Here is an 18,503-nt window from a genome sequence, read left to right on the forward strand (position 1 = left end):
TCCTTATTCGGCCGGGCCGGCGGCGTCGGCAGCGTGCTCGGCGATCAGCTCGCGCGCGGCGTCGAGGTCGTCCGGGGTCTTGAGCGCGAGCGTCTTCACGCCCGGCAGGGCGCGCTTGGCCAGGCCCACGAGGGTGCCGCCGGGGGCCGCCTCGATCAGCGCCGTGACGCCCAGCTCCTTGAAGGTCTCCATGCACAGGTCCCAGCGGACCGGGTTGGCGACCTGGCCCACCAGTCGCTGCACGACCTCGCGGCCGTCCGTGACGACCTGGCCGTCCTTGTTGGAGACATAACGCGTGTGCGGGGCCCGGGCTTCCACCTGCGCCACCGCGGCCTCCAGGGCCGAGACGGCCGGTGCCATGTGGTGGGTGTGGAAGGCGCCGGCCACCTTCAGGGCGACGACGCGGCGGGTGCCCTCGGGCTTGTCCGCCTCCAGCGCCGCGAGCTGCTCGGCGGTGCCGGCGGCCACGATCTGGCCGGCGCCGTTGACGTTCGCCGGGGTCAGGCCGAGCTTCTCCAGGTGCGGCAGGATGACGTCCGGCTCGCCGCCGAGCAGCGCGGCCATGCCGGTCTCGGTGACGGCCGCGGCCTCGGCCATGGCCAGGCCGCGCTTGCGGACGAGCTCCAGCGCGGTGCGCTCGGAGAGCACGCCGGTCAGCGCGGCGGCGGCGAGCTCGCCCACGCTGTGGCCGGCGGCGGCGCCGACCTGCCGTGCGAAGTCCTCGCCGGTGGGGAACAGCTGTCCCGCCGAGATCAGCGCGGACGCCACCAGCAGCGGCTGGGCCACGGCGGTGTCACGGATCTCGTCGGCGTCGGCGTTCGTGCCGTAGTGAACGAGGTCCAGGTCGATGGCGGCGGACCACTCGGCCAGACGGCCGGAAACACCGGGGAGGTCGAGCCAGGGGGTCAGGAAGCCGGGCGTCTGAGCGCCCTGGCCGGGAGCGACGAGTACGAGCACCCTCACACTCTCTCTCGTGGACGGCGTCGCCCACCCGTGAGGACAGGGACGAAGAACCGTCAGGGGAATTGTGGACGTTCGACAAAAGACTAAGTGTGTCACTCGTTGTCGGCGAGACGCCCGAGGATCAGGGCAATTCGCAGGGTGAACGCGGAGCGGACGTCGGACGGTGACCACCCGGTGACGTCCGTCACACGTCGGAGGCGGTATCGCACGGTGTTGGGGTGGACGAACAGCATCCGCGCCGCGCCCTCCAGGCTGCTGGCCTGTTCCAGGTAGACGCTCAGCGTCTCCAGCAGTGCCGAGCCCGCCTCTTCGAGCGGTCTGTAGATCTCCTCCACCAGCTGTTCCCGCGCCGCCGGGTCGCCCGCCATGGCCCGCTCGGGCAGCAGGTCGTCGGCCAGGACGGGCCGGGGGGCGTCGGGCCAGGCCGTGCACGCCTTCAGGCCCGCCGCAGCGGCCTGCGCGGACCGGGTCGCCGCCAGCAGGTCGCCCACCACGGGACCGGCCACCACCGGGCCGGCCGCGAACGGCCCGATCAGCGCCTTGGCCGCCTGCAGCGGATCGTCCGACCCGCCCGCGATCACCACCAGCCGCTCGCCCAGCACCCCCGTCAGGACCTGCAGCTTCGCGTGGCGGGCGGCCCGCCGGATCGCCTCCACCGTCAGCTCGCTGTCCCCGTTCGGCGCCGTGCCCAGCACCACGGCGACGTGCGCCGGCGAGTTCCAGCCCAGCGCCGCCGCCCGGGACAGCGCGCCCTCGTCGGCCTCGCCCGACAGCACCGCGTTGACCACCAGCGACTCCAGCCGGGCGTCCCACGCACCGCGCGCCTCGGCGGCCTGCGCGTACACCTGCGCCGTGGCGAAGGCGATCTCCCGGGCGTACACCAGCAGCGCCTCGCGCAGCGCCGACTCGTCGCCCGGCGCGGCCACCTCGTCGATGGCCGACTCCATCACCTCGATGGTCGTCCGCACCATCTCCACGGTCTGGCGCAGCGTGATCGCCCGCGTCAGCTCCCGGGGAGCCGTGCCGAAGACGTCCGTGCTGATGGCCTGCGGGGTCTCCGGATGCCGGAACCACTCGGTGAAGGCCGCGATGCCGGCCTGGGCGACCAGGCCGATCCAGGACCGGTTCTCCGGGGGCATCGCCCGGTACCACGGCAGCTGGGCGTCCATCCGGGCGATGGCCGCGGCGGCCAGCGTCCCGGAGGACTGTTCCAGGTTGCGCAGGGTGGCGCTGTGCGGGTGGGAGGGTGTTGCGGCTGGTTCAGGCACGGGGACAAGCCTGCCTTATTCGGGTGCGCTCCGGGGCCGCCGGGCCCCTGTGGGGCGCTTTACGGGGCTACGGTGGGCCGATGATGCACGTGCAACGGGCCGCCGAACGCCACCGGGGCGGCGACGCGGCGGCCGGGATCGAGACCTGGCACGCCTTCTCCTTCTCCGGCTTCTACGACCCCGACAACGTGCGGTTCGGTCCGCTCGCGGCCTGCAACGAGGAGCGGCTGGCGGGCGGCGCCGGCTTCGCCGAGCATCCGCACCGGGATGTGGAAATCGTCACCTGGGTGGTGGAGGGCGAGCTCACCCACGAGGACTCCACCGGTCACGTCGCCACCGTCCGCCCCGGCGACGTCCAGCGCCTGAGCGCCGGCTCCGGCGTCCGCCACGCCGAGCGCAACGCGGGGACCGCCCCCTTGCGCTTCGTCCAGATGTGGCTGACGCCGTCCGAATTCGGCGGCGAGCCGTCGTACGAGGTGGTGCGGGGCATCGCGGACGGCACCCCCTACGCCCTGGCGCGGGCGGAGGCCGTGCTCCACGTGCGCCGGCTGCGGGGCGCCGAGCGCACGGCCCTGCCGGACGCACCGTGGCTGTACGTGCACGTCGTGCGCGGGACGGTGCGCCTGGGCGGCGAGGTGCTGCACGGGGGCGACGCGGCGCGGGTGCTGGACGCGGCCGGACTGGAGGCCGAGGCGATCGGCTCCGCCGAGCTGCTGGCGTGGGAGATGCACGCCGAGCCGCACTTCGGCTGACGTCGGGGCCTGAAAAAGGCCCTACGGGAAAGAGGCGGGGCGGGGAGACCTCAGGCCAGCTCGGCCAGTACGGCGTCCGTCAGCAGGGGCCACGCCTCGACGGCCCACGGGCCGAACGCCCGGTCCGCCAGCGCCACGCAGGCCGCGCCCGCCTCCGGGTCCACCCACAGGAACGTTCCCGCCTGCCCGAAGTGGCCGTACGTCCGCGGCGAGGACGACGCCCCCGTCCAGTGCGGGGACTTCGCGTCGCGGATCTCGAAGCCGAGGCCCCAGTCGTTGGGGCGCTGGTGTCCGTAGCCGGGCAGCACGCCGGTCACGCCGGGGTAGGCCACCGTGGTGGCCTCGGCCAGGGTCTGCGCCGACAGCAGGCGCGGCGCCTGCAGCTCCGCCGCGAAGCGGGCCAGGTCGTCCACCGTCGAGACGCCGTCCTTGGCCGGCGAGCCGGGAAGGTCCGTCGAGGCCATGCCCAGCGGCTCCAGCACCGCCTGCCGCAGGTACTCGGCGAAGGGGATGTCCGTCGCCTTGGCGATGTGGTCGCCGAGGACCTCGAAGCCGGCGTTGGAGTAGAGCCGCCGCGTGCCGGGTTCGGCCATCGTGCGGTGCTCGTCGAAGGCCAGGCCGGAGGTGTGGGCGAGCAGGTGCCGGATCGTGGCGCCCGCGGGGCCGGCGGGCTCGTCCAGCTCGATTGCGCCCTCCTCGACGGCGATGAGCGCGGCGTAGGCGGTCAGCGGTTTGGTCACGGAGGCGAGGGGGAATCGGTGCCCGGCCGGCCCGTGCGATCCCGCACGCGTGCCGTCCGCCCGCACGACGGCCGCCGCAGCGGTCTCCACGGGCCAGTTCTCGATCATCCGCAGGCTCTCCATGGCCAGGAGCCTAACGCGCCCGGCGCCCGAGCCGGATTCCGCTTGCTTGGAGTGCACTCCAACTCTCTAGCGTGGGGGCCACCGCAGGAGTTCGCGAGGGGGAACGGCAGATGACAGTGATGGACAGCCCGCCGACGGAGCCATCGGTGTGCCTGGAGCCCGGCCGGCAGCGCGGCCGCCGGCCCGAGGGCAGGGACCGCTTCACCATCAGCGAGGTCGCGGCGTACACCGGGCTCTCCGCGCACACCCTGCGCTGGTACGAGCGCATCGGACTGATGCCGCACGTCGACCGCTCGCACACCGGTCAGCGCCGTTACACCTCCCGCGACCTGGACTGGCTGGACCTCGTGGGCCGGTTGCGGCTGACCGGTATGCCGGTGGCCGACATGGTGCGCTACGCCGAGCTGGTCCGCCAGGGCGAGGAGACCTTCGCCGAACGCGAGCGGCTGCTGAGCGCGCACCGTGACGACGTCCGCAGGCGCATCGCCGAGTTGCGCAGCACCCTGGACGTACTGGACTACAAGATCGAGATCTACTCCGACGCCCGCCGGGCGTCCGAAAGGGCATGAGGGACATGAGCAACGAGACGATCGCACGCGTCACCCTCGGCGACGGCGGCCCCGAGGCCGGAGTCCAGGGACTCGGCTGCATGGGCATGAGCTTCGCCTACGGGCCCACGGACCAGACCGAGGCCCGGGCGACGCTGGAGCGGGCGCTGGAACTGGGCGTCACGCTCTACGACACCGCCGACATGTACGGCAACGGGGAGAACGAGAAGTTCATCGCGCCCTTCATCCGGGCCCACCGCGACGAGGTCGTCCTGGCCACCAAGTTCGCGATCGACGCCAACCCCGAGAACCCCGCGGACCGGGTCGTCCGCAACGACCCGCCCTACATCCGCAAGGCCGTCGAGGCCAGCCTGCGGCGGCTGGGCGTCGAGCAGATCGACCTCTACTACATGCACCGCCGCAACCCCGACGTCCCGCTGGAGGAGTCCGTCGGCGCGATGGCGGAGCTGGTGGCCCAGGGCAAGGTCAAGCACCTGGGGCTGAGCGAGGTGACCGGCAGCGAACTGCGCCAGGCACACGCCGTCCACCCGATCGCCGCCGTGCAGTCGGAGTGGTCGCTCTTCAGCCGGGACATCGAGGACAACGTCGTGCCCGCGGTCCGGGAACTCGGCGTCGCCCTCGTGCCCTACTCGCCGCTCGGGCGCGGCTTCCTCACGGGGGCCTTCACCGACGCCGACAAGGAGCTGACCGGCGACGACTGGCGCCGCACCCTGCCGCGCATGACGGGCGAGAACGCCGAGGCGAACGCGGCCCTGCTGGAGCCGGTGCGGGCCATCGCCACCGCCCGCGGCGCCACGCTCGCCCAGATCGCGCTGGCCTGGGTCCAGCAGCGGGCCCAGGTGCACGGCCTGACGGTCGTTCCGATCCCGGGCACCCGCAAGCGCAGCCGCCTGGAGGAGAACGTGGGCGCCACCCGCATCGAGCTGACGGCGGACGAGCTGGCGGCGCTGGAGCCGGTCGCCTCCAAGGTGGCCGGGCCCCGCTACCCGGACATGTCCTTCACGTCGGCGGACCGCGACTAGGACGACACGCCCGCCGCACCGGCGGTCACTCGCCCGGGGTCACCAGCCCCGACTCGTAGGCGAAGATGACCGCCTGTGCGCGGTCGCGCAGGCTCAGCTTGGCCAGGACGCGGCCGATGTGCGTCTTCACCGTCTGCTCGGCGAGGACGAGCCGTGCCGCGATCTCCTGGTTCGACAGGCCCCGCGCGATCAGCTCCAGCACCTCCGTCTCACGCGGCGTCAGGCCGTTCAGTCGCACCGAACGGTTCCGCCGGGGCGCCGGCCGGGCGGCGAAGTCGGCGATCAGACGGCGTGTCACCGACGGGGCGAGCAGCGCCTCTCCGGCGGCCACCACTCGTACCGCCGCGATCAGGTCGGCGGGCGGGGCGTCCTTGAGCAGGAAGCCGGACGCGCCCGCGCGCAGCGCCTCGTAGACGTAGTCGTCGACGTCGAACGTCGTCAGCATCAGCACCTTCGGGCGGTGCACCACCCCCGGCGGAGGGTCCAGGAGCCGCCGCGCGGCCTCCAGACCGTCCATCTCCGGCATGCGGACGTCCATCAGCACCACGTCCGGGTGGGCGCGCCGGCTCAGCTCCACGCCCTGCCGCCCGTCCGCGGCGTCGCCGACGACGTCGATGTCGGGCTGGGCGGCCAGGAGCGCGGCGAAGCCGGCCCGCACCATGGCCTGGTCGTCGACGATGATCACGCGGATGGTCATGCGCTGGAGGGTTCCTCTTCTGTGGTGAACGGGAGCCGGGCCGCGACGCGGAAGCCGCCGTCGGGCAGCGGGCCGGTGTCGAGTGTGCCGCCCAGCAGGCGGACCCGCTCCCGCATGCCGACCAGGCCGTGGCCCGTGCCGCCGGTCTCCAGGGGCGGGACGTCCGCCTGCAGGGGGGCGGCGTTGACCACCAGCACCATCAGGCCCGCGCCGTCCGGATCGGCGGACACCGAGACCCGGGTGGCCGCGCCCGGCGCGTGCCGCACGACGTTGGCCAGCGCCTCCTGCACGATGCGGTAGGCCGAGAGGTCCACCGCCGGCGGCAGCGCCGCATCCGTGGCGGGCATCGTCATCGTCAGCTCGACCGGCACCCCGGCCCGCACGGTGGCCTCCACCAGCTGCGGCAGCCGCCCGAGTTCCGGCTGGGGGGCGCGTTCGCCGTCGGTCTCCGCACTGCGCAGCACCCCCAGCAGCCGCCGCATCTCGGTGAGCGACTCCCGGGCCGCCGCGGCGATCGCGCCGAACTCCTCGCGCGCCGCGTCCGGCAGCCCGTCGATGCGGTAGGGGGCGCTGTCGGCCTGCACGGTGATGACGGACATGTGGTGGGCGACGACGTCGTGGAGCTCGCGGGCGATGCGGGCGCGCTCCTCCAGCAGCGTGCGGTGCGCCCGTTCGGCCTCGCTGATGGTCTCCTGCTCGGCCAGCGCCCGCCGGGCGTCGCCGCGTTCGCGCAGGGCGGCGCCGACGAGCAGGAACAGCCCGCCGATCACCACCAGCACGATCCACGTGCCGCGGGCACGCTCCGGGGCGATGCTCTGGAACACCGCGCCGGCCACCGCCGTCAGCAGCCAGGCCGCCACCAGCGTGCGGCGGCGCTCGCGCAGCGCGAGGGCGAGCAGCAGCACCAGCATGCCGATGATCTCCATCGGCGGCCAGGGCCAGGGCCGGTCCATCGGCAGCGGCCCGGCCAGCAGCACCACCGCGCCCACGACGTCGGCGACGAAGGCCACGGCCCACGCCAGCAACGGCCGGCGGACGGCCACCAGCAGCGGCACGGTCTGCCCGAGCGCGACCACGAGGGCGACGTCCGGGTGCATGCCGTAGTCCTTGCCGAGCACCATTGTGCTGGTCGGCAACAGGATGATCAGGAACAGCCAGGCGAGGAGGTACGGAAGCCGCCGGAGGAACGGGCGGCGGGCGTGCGCGAACAGCGGCGTCGGCGGTCCGGCGGGCGTGCAGAGTTCACGGAGCGCCGCGAGGGCGCCGGGCGGGTGCTGGGACATGGCCCCGTCAGCGTAGGCGGGCCGGTGGGGGCACGGCGTCACCCCCAGGTGCCGGTCCGGGGGTCATACCCCGGTATCACCCCGGCGGCCTTCACAGCTCGGCCAGCAGCTGGGCCTTCTTCGCGGTGAACTCCTCGTCCGTCAGCAGCCCCGCGTCGTGCAGCTCCCCCAGGTGACGGATGCGGTCGGCGACGGCACCGGGGTCGGGGCGGGCGGCGGGCACGGCGTGGGCGCGGGCCGGGTCCAGGGCCAGGGCGGGAGCCTTCGCCCGCACGGCCGCCAGCACCGCCGCGGCGAAGGGCAGCGACTCGTGGACGAGGCCGTAGCCCATCCCGAAGACCACGGCCGCCGGGTCCTGGTCGGCGGCGCCCGGCCGGGCCGGCGCGCCGCGGCGCACGAGCCGCAGGTGGCCGCCGAGGGCGTCGGGGGAGCGCCAGTCCACGCCCGTCAGCTCGTCGACGCCGAAGCGCTGGTCGCCGGCCTTCCACTTGGCGGAGGAGGCGCCGGTCCAGAACCAGCGGAAGGAGACGGACCGGCCGTCGAAGGACGCCTTGCCGTCGTACGCCTTGAAGGACAGCGGCGGCACCGGCGCCGCCACCAGGTGACGCTCGGCCGGTTCGCCCGCGGCGGGGCCGAGCTCGGCGCGTATCCGCTCGGCGTAGTACTCGGCGAGCAGCTCGCGCTCGGCCGGCAGCACCAGCCGGTACGGGTCGCAGCCCTCCTTGAGCTGGCCGTCGGCGGCATCGGTCAGTGGATCGGCGCCCGGTCTGGGCACGGCACGCAGCACCACCGTCCCGTGCTTCCCCGGAGCCTGTTCGACTGCCGCGAGCGCCTCGTAGGGGATGCGCCGCTCGCCGAGCGCCTGAAGCAGCTTCGGTGTGCGGATCCCCCGTTCGAAGCGGATGAGCACGGAGTCGGTGTCGAACTCCCAGACGGCGTGGAAACCGGCCAGCACATCACCCATGCCGCTCATCGTATGCGGCGGCCGTCCGCCCGTCCCCCCTCGTGACGCTACGCGCGTCAAGCCGCGGCGGCCCCGTCCGCCGGACCCAGATCCTCCGTGCAGTCACTGCCGTCCCTGGCGCAACGAACGGAGGCGGGGGCGCCGACTCCGATTCCCGCGAAGTTGGCGAGGCTGGTGGTGCCGGGGGCGAAGTAGCCGGCGTGGCCGCGGGCGTCGGCCGCCGACAGCAGCCGCGCCCCGAAGGCCGGGGAGACGGGGTCGGCACCGTGGCCGAGGCCGCCGACCTCCATGTGCGGCACGCCCTGAATCCAGTCGTCCGCATCGCGCATGGCCCATATCCGGGCACTGGTGTGCAGGTCGGAGGCGTGTTCGGCGCGCATGCCCGGGCTGCCGGCCACGGCCACGTCCGTCACGCGCGGGGAGAGGTCGCGGGCGGCGACGCCGCACACCACCGAGCCGTAGCTGTGGCAGAACAGCGAGACCTTGGACGCACCGGGCAGATCCCGCACCGTCTTGCGCAGCCGCAGGGCTCCCTCGGCGGCGAGCTTGCCGGTGGCGGCGTCCATGCCGACCCCGACGGGCGAGGTGTAGTCGGCCCAGGCGATGACGGCCGTCCCGGTGGCGGGGCTCGCCTTCCGCTCGGCGGCGTAGAGGGAACGGGCCATGCCCACGGGGGCGCTGTAGGCGCGCTGGCTCTTCTCGAAGGTCAGCACGTTGGTGTCGACGCCCGGAACCACGACGGAGACCCGGGAGGCGCGGTCGAGGTCGCCGAAGACCTCGGCCACCCGGCCGGGTCCGGTGGGGTCGAAGGCGAGGATCTGCCGGCCCTCGCCGAGCAGCGATTCGAAGCGGTGCATGCGCCGGGTCGCCTCGTAGCGGCCGGCGGGGGTGAGCGCGCTGTCGTGGGTGCGGCGCTCCTCGGCCGTACGGGCCTGGGCGAGGGCGGCGCGGTTGGCGCGGTAGCGCAGCTCGGCCGGGGCGCCGCCGAGGTTGCCGACGACGAGCGGGTAGCGATCGGCCAGCCGGTCGCGCTGGGCACCCGGGAGCGAGGCGAAGAAGCGCGCCACCCCGGAGGCGTCCTCGCGCGGGGAGGGCAGCGGCACGCCGCCTATCGACCCGTGCAGCCACGCCTTCAGGGCGGCGGCGCGGGGATCGGTCGCCGCCTGGTTGCCTCTCACGGCCGTCCATCCGGTCGTGGCCAGCATGACGAACACCACGGCCAGCGCGAGCAGCGCGCGCCAGACCGTGGCCGCGTTCGTCCAGGGGATGGAGGGGGAGCCGAGCTCCGGGAAGGAAGTCACCGCCGACCACCCTAGGAGAAACTCGCTTGCATCCGGGAAGTCGGTGAGCTAACTCACGTTTGGGTCAACGGTAATGGGGCGTACTTGCGTGACTTCCGTTCAAGATCGCCAGTTTTCCGCCAGCGCCGGTCCGATCTGGTCCAGATAGCCGGCCGTCGCCTGCTTGAGCCGGCTCATGTCGCCGTCCGCGACCTCGGCCCACAGCTTGCCGTTCGCCCGCATCACGCCGCTGAACGCCGCCACCAGGATCCGCGGCCGCGGATCCTGCTCCGCCAGCCCCTCCCGGCGGGTGATCTCCCGGGTCAGCCGGTCCTCCAGCTCCATGCTGCGGCGCAGGTGGGCGGCCAGCAGCTGCGGTGTCGACTGGATCATCCGGAAGGTGCGCACGTGCAGCTCCAGCGGGACGACCGACTGGATGGCCTCCTCGATGGTGTCCCACGAGGACAGCACCGCGGCGCGCAGGGCGGTGAGCGGCGACTCGGCGGCCGGCCGCTCGCACACGGCGGCGAAGAAGTGCGACTCCACCATCTCCTGGACGGAGAGCGCGACCTCCTCCTTGTTGGCGAAGTAGCGGAAGAACGTGCGCTGCGAGACGTCCGCCGCGGCGGCGATCTCGTCGACGGTCGTGCCCTCGTACCCGTGGTCGGCGAACAGCTCCAGGGCGGACCTGATCAGGGCGTCCCGGGTCCGGCGCTTCTTGCGCTCCCGCAGCCCCGTGGCACCTTCGCTCGCCTGCATCGCCCCGCCTCTTTCGCTGTTTTGCGCTGCTCAGAATAGTCATGACCGAAGTGTCAGCCAACGACGGTTGAATCGCGTTGTCAATTGGCAGACGCTGCCATAATCTCGGAACCATGACTCAGACCACCGTCGCCGACGCGACGCCGGACCTCGGACCCGGGAAAGGACTGCGGGGCCGCCCCTGGCCGACGCTGATCACCGTCGCGATAGGCGTGATGATGGTCGCGCTCGACGGCACGATCGTCGCCATAGCCAACCCCGCCATCCAGAAGGACCTCGGCGCCTCGCTCGCCGATGTGCAATGGACCACCAACGCCTACCTCCTCGCCCTCGCCGTCGCGCTGATCACCGCGGGCAAGCTCGGCGACCGCTTCGGCCACCGCCTGATCTTCCTCATCGGTACCACCGGCTTCGCCCTCTCCTCCGGACTCATCGCCCTGTCGGGCAGCGTGTCGGCGGTCGTCGGGCTCCGGGTGCTGCAGGGCCTGTGCGGCGCCCTGCTGATGCCGGCCGCGCTCGGCCTGCTGCGCGCCACGTTCCCGGCCGAGAAGCTCAACATGGCGATCGGCATGTGGGGCATGGTCATCGGCGCGTCCACGGCCGGCGGCCCCATCGTCGGCGGTCTGCTCGTCGAGCACGTCAACTGGCAGTCCGTGTTCTTCATCAACGTGCCCGTGGGCGCGGCGGCGGTGGTCCTCGGCGTGCTCATCCTCAGGGACCACCGTCCCTCCGAGGCCCCCAAGTCCTTCGACGTCCTGGGCATCGCGCTGCTGTCCGCCGCGATGTTCTGCCTCATCTGGGCCCTGATCAAGGCCACCGACTGGAGCTGGGGCGACGCCCGGACCCTGCTCTTCCTCGGCGCCTCGCTGCTCTGCTTCGTCCTCTTCACCCTCTGGCAGAACCGCTGCCGCGAGCCGCTGCTGCCCCTGGGCCTCTTCCGGTCCCTGCCCCTGACGGCGGGCACGGTCCTGATGGTGCTGATGGCCTTCGCCTTCATGGGCGGCCTGTTCTTCGTCACCTTCTACCTGCAGAACGTGCACGGGATGTCACCCGTCAACAGCGGCCTGCACCTGCTGCCGCTCACCGGCATGATGATCGTCTCCTCGCCCCTGGCCGGCGCCCTCATCAGCCGGATCGGGCCACGCGTCCCCCTCGTCGCCGGGATGCTCTTCGCCGCGGCGGGCTGCTTCGGTCTCGCCTACCTCGAACCCGGCACCGGTACGGGCCTGCTGTCGCTGTGGTTCGCGCTGCTCGGCCTGGGGTTCGCGCCCGTCATGGTCGGCGCCACCGAGGTCATCGTCGGCAACGCCCCGCTGGAGCACGCCGGTGTCGCCGGCGGCCTCCAGCAGGCGGCCATGCAGGTCGGCGGCTCGCTCGGCACCGCCGTGCTCGGCGCGGTCGTCGCCGCCCGGGTGAGCGACCTGCTGCCGGACAAGTGGGCCGCCGAAGGGCTGCCCCTCCTCGCACCCGACCAGGCGGACCAGGTCGCCGACGCCGTCGAGGTCGGCGTCGCGCCCGTCGCGCCGAACACCCCGCCGGAGCTCGCGGCGAAGATCTCCGGCGTGGCGCATGACACGTTCGTGTCCGCGGTCACCACCGGATTCACCGTCGCCGGCTGCGTCGCGCTGGTGGCGGCGGGTGTGGCCGTCTTCACCAAACGCGGGGCGAACGCCCAGGCCGGAGCGGGTGCGGCCCACATCTGAAGCACGGACGGCGGCGGGAGGGGTACCTCGGTACCTTGCCCGCCGCCGTCCGTCTTCCCCTATCAGGGCATGGCTGAGCGGGCCCTCTTGGCAGCGGTGATCACCGGCCACCAGACTCGGCCCTCCATTCGAGTGGGGGAGGAACCCATATGCGTACGAATCGCGCCGTCGCCCTCGCCGGTGCCGTGGCCTTCGCCCTGGCCCTGGCCGAGGGCGCGGGGGCGCCGGCGGCGAGCGCACAGGACGCCGTGCGGCGGCCGGGGCCCTGCGCGGCCGGGCAGCTGTGCCTGTGGCCCAAGACCGGATTCCGTGGGCAGCAGCAGGTGGCCGAGCTGGCGGGGATCGACATCGAGAGCTGCATGGCGCTGCCGGCGGGGGTGACGGCGGCGTCGCTGGCCAACCGGACGGGCCGGCCCGTCACCACGTACCAGAGCGCGACGTGTGGTGAGACCGGTGAGTTCGATACGTATCCGTCGGGCTCGTGGGTGCCGGAGTCCCCGTACGTCGTACGGGCGTACAAGGTGTGGGAACGGTAGCTCGCCGTTGACGTCCGCGGGCCAGCTCGCCGTTGACGTCCGCGGGCCGGGGCCCCGCACCCCGGCAACGGCCGAGCCCCCGGCCGCTTCAAGCGGCCGGGGGCTCAGGTGTTGCTACTGCTGACCGTCAGCGCGAGCGCTTACGCGTCGCCGCCCGCGGCGCCCGGGTCGGCCGCGGCCACGTCCAGGAGCTGGTAGCGGTCGATGGCCTGCTTCAGGGCCGAGCGGTCGATCTTGCCCTCCTTGGCGAGCTCGGTGAGCACGCCCAGGACGATCGACTGCACGTCGATGTGGAAGAAGCGACGGGCCGCGCCACGCGTGTCCGCGAAGCCGAAGCCGTCCGCACCCAGCGAGGTGTACGTGCCGGGCACCCAGCGCGAGATCTGGTCCGGAACGGCACGCATCCAGTCGGACACGGCCACCTTCGGGCCCTCGGCACCGGCGAGCTTGCTCGTCACGTACGGGACGCGCTGCTCCTCCTCCGGGTGCAGGAGGTTGTGCTCCTCCACCTCGATGGCGTCGCGGCGCAGCTCGTTCCAGGAGGTCGCCGACCAGACGTCCGCCTTGACGTTCCACTCCTCGGCGAGGATCTTCTGCGCCTCGATCGCCCACGGCACGGCCACACCGGAGGCCAGGATCTGCGCCGGGACGGCGCCCGCCTCGCCCTGCTTGAAGCGGTACAGACCCTTGAGGATGCCCTCGGCGTCCACGTTCTCCGGCTCGGCCGGGTGCTGGATCGGCTCGTTGTAGACGGTGAGGTAGTAGAAGATGTCTTCCGCGTTCTCGCCGTACATGCGGCGCAGACCGTCCTGGACGATGTGCGCGATCTCGAAGCCGAACGCCGGGTCGTACGCGACGACGCCCGGGTTGGTCGAGGCCAGCAGGTGCGAGTGGCCGTCGGCGTGCTGCAGGCCCTCACCGGTCAGCGTGGTGCGACCGGCGGTGGCACCGAGGACGAAGCCGCGGGCCAGCTGGTCGGCCATCTGCCAGAACTGGTCACCCGTGCGCTGGAACCCGAACATCGAGTAGAAGACGTAGATCGGGATCAGCGGCTCGCCGTGCGTGGCGTAGGCGGAACCGGCGGCGATCAGCGAGGCGGTGCAACCCGCCTCGGAGATGCCGTCGTGCAGCATCTGACCGGTCGGGGACTCCTTGTACGCCAGCAGCAGCTCGCGGTCCACGGCCTCGTACTGCTGGCCCAGCGGGTTGTAGATCTTCGCCGACGGGAACAGCGAGTCCATGCCGAAGGTGCGGTACTCGTCGGGGGCGATCGGCACGAAGCGCTTGCCGATCTCCTTGTCCCGCATGAGGTCCTTCAGCAGGCGGACGAAGGCCATGGTGGTGGCGATCGACTGCTGGCCGGAGCCCTTCTTGGTGGGCGCGTACGCCTTGTCGCCCGGCAGGACGAGCGGCTTGGAGCGGTCCACACGGGAGGGTACGTAGCCGCCCAGCGACTTGCGCCGGTCGTGCATGTACTGGATCTCCTCCGAGTCGCGACCCGGGTGGTAGTACGGCGGCAGGCCGGACTCCAGCTCCTTGTCGGCGATCGGGATGTGGAGACGGTCACGGAAGCGCTTGAGGTCCTCGACCGTGAGCTTCTTCATCTGGTGGGTCGCGTTGCGGCCCTCGAAGTTCGGGCCGAGCGTCCAGCCCTTGACCGTCTGGGCCAGGATCACGGTCGGCTGGCCCTTGTGGGCCTTGGCCGCCGCGTAGGCCGCGAAGATCTTCTTGTGGTCGTGACCGCCACGGCCCAGGTGCAGGATCTGGTCGTCGGTCATGCCCTCGACCATCTTGCGGAGACGGTGGTCGTCGCCGAAGAAGTGCTCACGGATGTACGCACCGGTCTCGGTGGCGTACGTCTGGAACTGGCCGTCGGGGGTGCTGTTGAGCTTGTTGACCAGGATGCCGTCGCGGTCCTGGGCCAGCAGCGGGTCCCAGGAGCGGTCCCACACCAGCTTGATCACGTTCCAGCCGGCGCCGCGGAACTGCGACTCCAGCTCCTGCATGATCTTGCCGTTGCCGCGGACCGGGCCGTCGAGGCGCTGCAGGTTGCAGTTGACGACGAAGGTCAGGTTGTCCAGGCCCTCGCGAGCGGCCAGGGACAGCTGGCCGAGCGACTCGGGCTCGTCCATCTCGCCGTCGCCCAGGAACGCCCAAACGTGGGACTTGGAGGTGTCGGCGATGCCGCGCGCCTCCATGTAGCGGTTCATGCGGGCCTGGTAGATCGCGCCGAGGGGGCCGAGGCCCATCGAGACGGTCGGGAACTCCCAGAAGTCCGGCATCAGGCGCGGGTGCGGGTACGACGACAGGCCGTAGGGGGCCTTCGACTTCTCCTGGCGGAAGGCGTCCAGCTGCTGCTCGGACAGTCGGTCCAGCAGGAACGCACGGGCGTACACACCGGGCGAGGCGTGGCCCTGGAAGAAGATCTGGTCGCCGCCGTCGCCCTCGTCCTTGCCACGGAAGAAGTGGTTGAAGCCCACGTCGTACAGCGAGGCCGAGGAGGCGAAGGTGGCGATGTGGCCGCCGACGCCGATGCCCGGGCGCTGGGCGCGCGAGACCATCACCGCGGCGTTCCAGCGGGTCGCGTTCAGGACCTTGCGCTCGATCTCCTCGTTGCCGGGGAAGAACGGCTCGTCCTTGGTCGCGATGGTGTTGACGTAGTCCGTGCTGCGCATCTCGGGCACGGCGACGCGCTTCTCGCGCGCCCGCTCGATCAGGCGAAGCATGAGGTAGCGGGCACGTTCCCGGCCTCGCTCATCGACGGCTGCGTCGAGCGAGTCGAGCCATTCCTGGGTCTCTTCGGGATCGAAGTCCGGGACCTGGCTGGGAAGGCCGCCAATGATGATCGGGTTGCGATCGGATCCGGAAGCCACGCTGTTCCTTCGCTGTTCGGGACGTGCTCAGCACGCGGTCAAATACTGCTCTTGCTTTATGTCGCGCCGGCTCCCATCGTGGACCGCGGCGGCGGAAACGTCATCTCTACTGAGCAGTAACCACCACTCATGAGACGAAGCGTCGAAGGTTGGTCGCCCGGGGCGGCCAAATCGCAACCTTACGCCCCCATTGAGGGTCCTCCGCGTACGGCCGTTCGGGCTCGAATCCCGTAATCGCACGGAGTAACTTCACAAACCCGGCAGAATGCTGTGGTGTGAATCACTCGGGCCTGTTGCCTCATGGTTGGAGTTGCCATGAGACGTCCGCGTCCGTCAACGTTTCGGCGGTCCGGATGGCCGGGTACTTGCGCGATCCGTCCGGCACGTGTGGACTACGCCCAATGCCTCGCGTACGCGAGGAGCACAAGAGCATTTCTCGAAAGATGACAGGAGGCAATCCGTGAGCGCGACCGCGGACCACGCGGAGGAGCGGACCAACCCTGCCGCGAGGCTGGGTTTCCAGCCCGGACAGGTGGTCCAGGAGATCGGCTACGACGACGATGTCGATCAGGAGCTCCGCGAGGCCATTGAGGAGATCACCGGCCAGGACCTCGTCGACGAGGACTACGACGACGTGGCCGACGCCGTCGTCCTGTGGTTCCGTGACGAGGACGGCGACCTGACGGACGCGCTCGTGGACGCCATCGGCATGCTGGAGGACGGCGGGGACATCTGGCTGATGACCCCGAAGACCGGCCGTGACGGCTACATCGAGCCGAGCGACATCAACGAGGCGTCGCAGACCGCGGGGCTGAGCCAGACCAAGAGCATCAGCGTGGCCAAGGACTGGACCGGCACCCGCATGGTCGCTCCGAAGCGCTGAAACCCTCGTGGTGTCGTCCGGCCGCGGCCGGACGACCCGCCGTCATCGTGCCCCCCTGCAGCACTGCTGCCGGGGGGCGCGGTGCGTCGCGCCCGGCGCGCAGTGACACACTGGCCGCCTACCCGCGCCGGTGTCGGGGGGCGCACGGCGCACCCCCTCGCGCCGGCGCCGTCGAGAGAGGGATGCGAACATGACGATCGACGTCGGCACCAAGGCCCCTGACTTCGCGCTGAAGACCCAGCACGGCGAGACCGTCCGGCTCTCCGACTTCCGGGGCGAGAAGAACGTCGTCCTGCTCTTCTACCCCTTCGCCTTCACCGGTGTGTGCACCGGCGAGCTGTGCGCCCTGCGCGACGAGCTGCCGCAGTTCGCCAACGACGACGTGCAGCTGCTGGCCGTCTCCAACGACGCGCCCTTCTCCCTGCGCGTCTTCGCCGAGCAGGAGGGCCTGGAGTACCCGCTGCTCTCCGACTTCTGGCCGCACGGCGAGGTCAGCCGCGCGTACGGTGTCTTCGACGAGGAGAAGGGCTGCGCGGTGCGCGGCACGTTCATCATCGACAAGGAGGGCATCGTCCGCTGGACGGTCGTCAACGGTCTGCCCGACGCGCGTGACCTGAACGAGTACACCAAGGCGCTCGCCGCGCTCTGAGTGCACTGCCGGGGCGCCCGGGGCAACCCTGGCGAGCGACCTGTGCGTCCTTGGCGCAAGAGCCTGTAATCGGTGGGAACCGGTCACTAGGATCAAAACGTTGATCGGATGCCATCGCACAACCGGGGGCGCGGGATACGCCTGGCCCCTCGAACCAATGGAGGACTCGTGGGAGTCAGTCTCAGCAAGGGCGGCAACGTCTCGCTGACCAAGGCGGCCCCGAACCTGACCGCGGTCGTCGTCGGTCTCGGCTGGGACGCCCGTACCACCACCGGTACGGACTTCGACCTGGACGCCAGCGCCCTGCTGACGAACGACCAGGGGAAGGTCGCCAACGACCAGAACTTCGTCTTCTTCAACAACCTCAAGAGCCCCGACGGCTCCGTCGAGCACCAGGGCGACAACCTCACCGGTGAGGGCGAGGGCGACGACGAGGTCATCAAGGTCAACCTGGCCGGTGTCCCGGCGGACGTCCACAAGATCGTCTTCCCGGTCTCCATCTACGAGGCCGAGACCCGCCAGCAGAGCTTCGGTCAGGTCCGCAACGCCTACATCCGCGTGCTGAACCAGGCCGACGGCGCCGAGCTCGCCCGCTACGACCTCAGCGAGGACGCCTCGACCGAGACCGCCATGGTCTTCGGCGAGCTCTACCGCAACGGCGCCGAGTGGAAGTTCCGGGCCATCGGCCAGGGCTACGCCTCCGGCCTGCGCGGCATCGCGCAGGACTTCGGCGTCAACGTCTGACGGCCGGCACAGGCTGCCGACCACCGCGTCCGGCGCCGCACCCCTTCCCGGGGTGCGGCGCCGGACGCGCACGGCGATCCACATCGACTCGGGGAGGATGCAAGATCATGGGTGTCACGCTCGCCAAGGGGGGCAATGTCTCCCTCTCCAAGGCCGCGCCGAACCTCACCAACGTCACCGTCGGCCTCGGCTGGGACGCGCGCTCCACCACGGGAGCCCCCTTCGACCTCGACGCCAGCGCCCTGCTCTGTGCAGCGGGCCGTGTGCTGGGCGACGAGTACTTCGTCTTCTACAACAACCTCACCAGCCCCGAGGGCTCCGTGGAACACACGGGCGACAACCTCACCGGTGAGGGTGACGGCGACGACGAGTCCATCCTGGTGGACCTCACCAAGGTCCCGGCGGCCTGCGACAAGATCGTCTTTCCGGTCTCCATTCATGAGGCCGATGTGCGCGGTCAGAGCTTCGGCCAGGTCAGCAATGCCTACATCCGGGTGGTCAACCAGGCCGACGGCACCGAACTCGCCCGCTACGACCTCAGCGAGGACGCTTCCAGCGAAACCGCGATGATCTTCGGAGAGGTCTATCGCTACGGCGGCGAATGGAAGTTCCGTGCGGTCGGACAGGGGTACGCGTCGGGTCTGCGCGGCATCGCCCTAGACTTCGGGGTCAACGTTTCGTAAAGCCGCGTCCGC

General features: G+C 71.5%; 18 protein-coding genes. 9 read left to right on the plus strand and 9 right to left on the minus strand.

The genetic code is table 11. The annotated features are described in order from the left end of the window. Window positions 1–3: 3 nt before the first annotated feature. Window positions 4–957, minus strand: a complete 954-nt coding sequence (locus IE182_RS14995; protein ID WP_190110281.1) for an ACP S-malonyltransferase — start codon at window positions 955–957, stop codon at window positions 4–6. A 98-nt stretch (window positions 958–1,055) separates the two neighbouring features. After that, window positions 1,056–2,231 (minus strand): PucR family transcriptional regulator, encoded by a 1,176-nt coding sequence (locus IE182_RS15000; RefSeq protein ID WP_190110282.1) that lies wholly within the window; start codon window positions 2,229–2,231, stop codon window positions 1,056–1,058. 80 nt (window positions 2,232–2,311) lie between these two features. Between IE182_RS15000 and IE182_RS15005 the strand changes: the two genes are divergently transcribed. Next, a complete protein-coding gene (locus IE182_RS15005; protein WP_190110283.1) occupies window positions 2,312–2,983 on the plus strand; it encodes a pirin family protein in 672 nt (223 codons plus the stop codon). Window positions 2,984–3,033: 50 nt separating this feature from the next. On the opposite strand, the gene IE182_RS15010 is transcribed toward IE182_RS15005, so the two are convergent. Continuing rightward, window positions 3,034–3,846 carry a serine hydrolase domain-containing protein gene (locus IE182_RS15010; protein WP_190110284.1) on the minus strand — a complete coding sequence of 271 codons (813 nt, stop codon included), beginning with the start codon at window positions 3,844–3,846 and terminating at the stop codon, window positions 3,034–3,036. Window positions 3,847–3,956: 110 nt separating this feature from the next. Here IE182_RS15010 and IE182_RS15015 point away from each other — a divergent pair, with 110 nt between their 5' ends. Together IE182_RS15015 and IE182_RS15020 are read left to right on the plus strand one after the other, a co-directional pair. Beyond that, entirely contained in the window at window positions 3,957–4,415 is a 459-nt protein-coding gene (locus IE182_RS15015) for a MerR family transcriptional regulator (protein WP_190110285.1), read from the plus strand. A 5-nt stretch (window positions 4,416–4,420) separates the two neighbouring features. Then, window positions 4,421–5,437, plus strand: a complete 1,017-nt coding sequence (locus tag IE182_RS15020) for an aldo/keto reductase (protein ID WP_190110286.1) — start codon at window positions 4,421–4,423, stop codon at window positions 5,435–5,437. Between the two features lie 25 nt (window positions 5,438–5,462). Here IE182_RS15020 and IE182_RS15025 read toward each other — a convergent pair whose 3' ends face one another. From IE182_RS15025 to IE182_RS15045, 5 genes are all read right to left on the minus strand, one after another. After that, a complete protein-coding gene (locus IE182_RS15025) occupies window positions 5,463–6,134 on the minus strand; it encodes a response regulator (protein WP_190110287.1) in 672 nt (223 codons plus the stop codon). After that, a complete protein-coding gene (locus IE182_RS15030; protein ID WP_190110288.1) occupies window positions 6,131–7,417 on the minus strand; it encodes a sensor histidine kinase in 1,287 nt (428 codons plus the stop codon). The genes IE182_RS15025 and IE182_RS15030 overlap by 4 nt, the downstream gene beginning before the upstream one ends. Before the next feature lie 91 nt (window positions 7,418–7,508). After that, the gene (locus IE182_RS15035; RefSeq protein ID WP_190110289.1) at window positions 7,509–8,381 is read right to left on the minus strand and encodes a DUF4429 domain-containing protein; all 873 of its coding nucleotides are present in this window, start codon (window positions 8,379–8,381) and stop codon (window positions 7,509–7,511) included. Between the two features lie 56 nt (window positions 8,382–8,437). Next, entirely contained in the window at window positions 8,438–9,682 is a 1,245-nt protein-coding gene (locus IE182_RS15040) for an alpha/beta hydrolase (protein WP_229844818.1), read from the minus strand. A gap of 99 nt (window positions 9,683–9,781) precedes the next feature. After that, complete coding sequence (locus tag IE182_RS15045) at window positions 9,782–10,420, minus strand: TetR/AcrR family transcriptional regulator (protein WP_190110290.1); 639 nt, start codon at window positions 10,418–10,420, stop codon at window positions 9,782–9,784. A gap of 113 nt (window positions 10,421–10,533) precedes the next feature. Between IE182_RS15045 and IE182_RS15050 the strand changes: the two genes are divergently transcribed. Together IE182_RS15050 and IE182_RS15055 are read left to right on the plus strand one after the other, a co-directional pair. Further along, window positions 10,534–12,123: an MFS transporter gene (locus tag IE182_RS15050; RefSeq protein WP_190110291.1), complete on the plus strand. Its 1,590-nt coding sequence runs from the start codon at window positions 10,534–10,536 to the stop codon at window positions 12,121–12,123. Window positions 12,124–12,272: 149 nt separating this feature from the next. After that, window positions 12,273–12,659: a peptidase inhibitor family I36 protein gene (locus IE182_RS15055; protein ID WP_190110292.1), complete on the plus strand. Its 387-nt coding sequence runs from the start codon at window positions 12,273–12,275 to the stop codon at window positions 12,657–12,659. Window positions 12,660–12,799: 140 nt separating this feature from the next. On the opposite strand, the gene aceE is transcribed toward IE182_RS15055, so the two are convergent. Beyond that, window positions 12,800–15,532, minus strand: coding sequence for a pyruvate dehydrogenase (acetyl-transferring), homodimeric type (gene aceE / locus IE182_RS15060; RefSeq protein WP_190110293.1), 2,733 nt, complete (start codon window positions 15,530–15,532; stop codon window positions 12,800–12,802). Between the two features lie 460 nt (window positions 15,533–15,992). On the opposite strand from aceE, the gene IE182_RS15065 reads away from it, so the two are divergent. The 4 genes from IE182_RS15065 (at window position 15,993) to IE182_RS15080 (ending at window position 18,491) form a co-directional block, all read left to right on the plus strand. Further along, entirely contained in the window at window positions 15,993–16,415 is a 423-nt protein-coding gene (locus IE182_RS15065) for a DUF3052 domain-containing protein (protein WP_116211480.1), read from the plus strand. A gap of 190 nt (window positions 16,416–16,605) precedes the next feature. After that, window positions 16,606–17,064, plus strand: coding sequence for a peroxiredoxin (locus IE182_RS15070; RefSeq protein ID WP_190110294.1), 459 nt, complete (start codon window positions 16,606–16,608; stop codon window positions 17,062–17,064). 168 nt (window positions 17,065–17,232) lie between these two features. Then, a complete protein-coding gene (locus IE182_RS15075) occupies window positions 17,233–17,808 on the plus strand; it encodes a TerD family protein (RefSeq protein WP_190110295.1) in 576 nt (191 codons plus the stop codon). 107 nt (window positions 17,809–17,915) lie between these two features. Continuing rightward, window positions 17,916–18,491: a TerD family protein gene (locus tag IE182_RS15080; RefSeq protein WP_190110296.1), complete on the plus strand. Its 576-nt coding sequence runs from the start codon at window positions 17,916–17,918 to the stop codon at window positions 18,489–18,491. The last annotated feature ends 12 nt before the right edge of the window (window positions 18,492–18,503 follow it).

It is taken from the genome of Streptomyces cinnamoneus, assembly GCF_014650495.1.
Lineage (GTDB): Bacteria > Actinomycetota > Actinomycetes > Streptomycetales > Streptomycetaceae > Streptomyces > Streptomyces cinnamoneus.

Coding starts and splice junctions, on each gene's coding strand:
- IE182_RS15005 (WP_190110283.1), top strand. CDS start 2,312: ATGATGCACGTGCAACGGGCCGCCGAACGCCACCGGGGCGGCGACGCG.
- IE182_RS15010 (WP_190110284.1), bottom strand. CDS start 3,846: ATGGAGAGCCTGCGGATGATCGAGAACTGGCCCGTGGAGACCGCTGCG.
- IE182_RS15015 (WP_190110285.1), top strand. CDS start 3,957: ATGACAGTGATGGACAGCCCGCCGACGGAGCCATCGGTGTGCCTGGAG.
- IE182_RS15020 (WP_190110286.1), top strand. CDS start 4,421: ATGAGCAACGAGACGATCGCACGCGTCACCCTCGGCGACGGCGGCCCC.
- IE182_RS15025 (WP_190110287.1), bottom strand. CDS start 6,134: ATGACCATCCGCGTGATCATCGTCGACGACCAGGCCATGGTGCGGGCC.
- IE182_RS15030 (WP_190110288.1), bottom strand. CDS start 7,417: ATGTCCCAGCACCCGCCCGGCGCCCTCGCGGCGCTCCGTGAACTCTGC.
- IE182_RS15035 (WP_190110289.1), bottom strand. CDS start 8,381: ATGGGTGATGTGCTGGCCGGTTTCCACGCCGTCTGGGAGTTCGACACC.
- IE182_RS15045 (WP_190110290.1), bottom strand. CDS start 10,420: ATGCAGGCGAGCGAAGGTGCCACGGGGCTGCGGGAGCGCAAGAAGCGC.
- IE182_RS15050 (WP_190110291.1), top strand. CDS start 10,534: ATGACTCAGACCACCGTCGCCGACGCGACGCCGGACCTCGGACCCGGG.
- IE182_RS15055 (WP_190110292.1), top strand. CDS start 12,273: ATGCGTACGAATCGCGCCGTCGCCCTCGCCGGTGCCGTGGCCTTCGCC.
- IE182_RS15070 (WP_190110294.1), top strand. CDS start 16,606: ATGACGATCGACGTCGGCACCAAGGCCCCTGACTTCGCGCTGAAGACC.
- IE182_RS15080 (WP_190110296.1), top strand. CDS start 17,916: ATGGGTGTCACGCTCGCCAAGGGGGGCAATGTCTCCCTCTCCAAGGCC.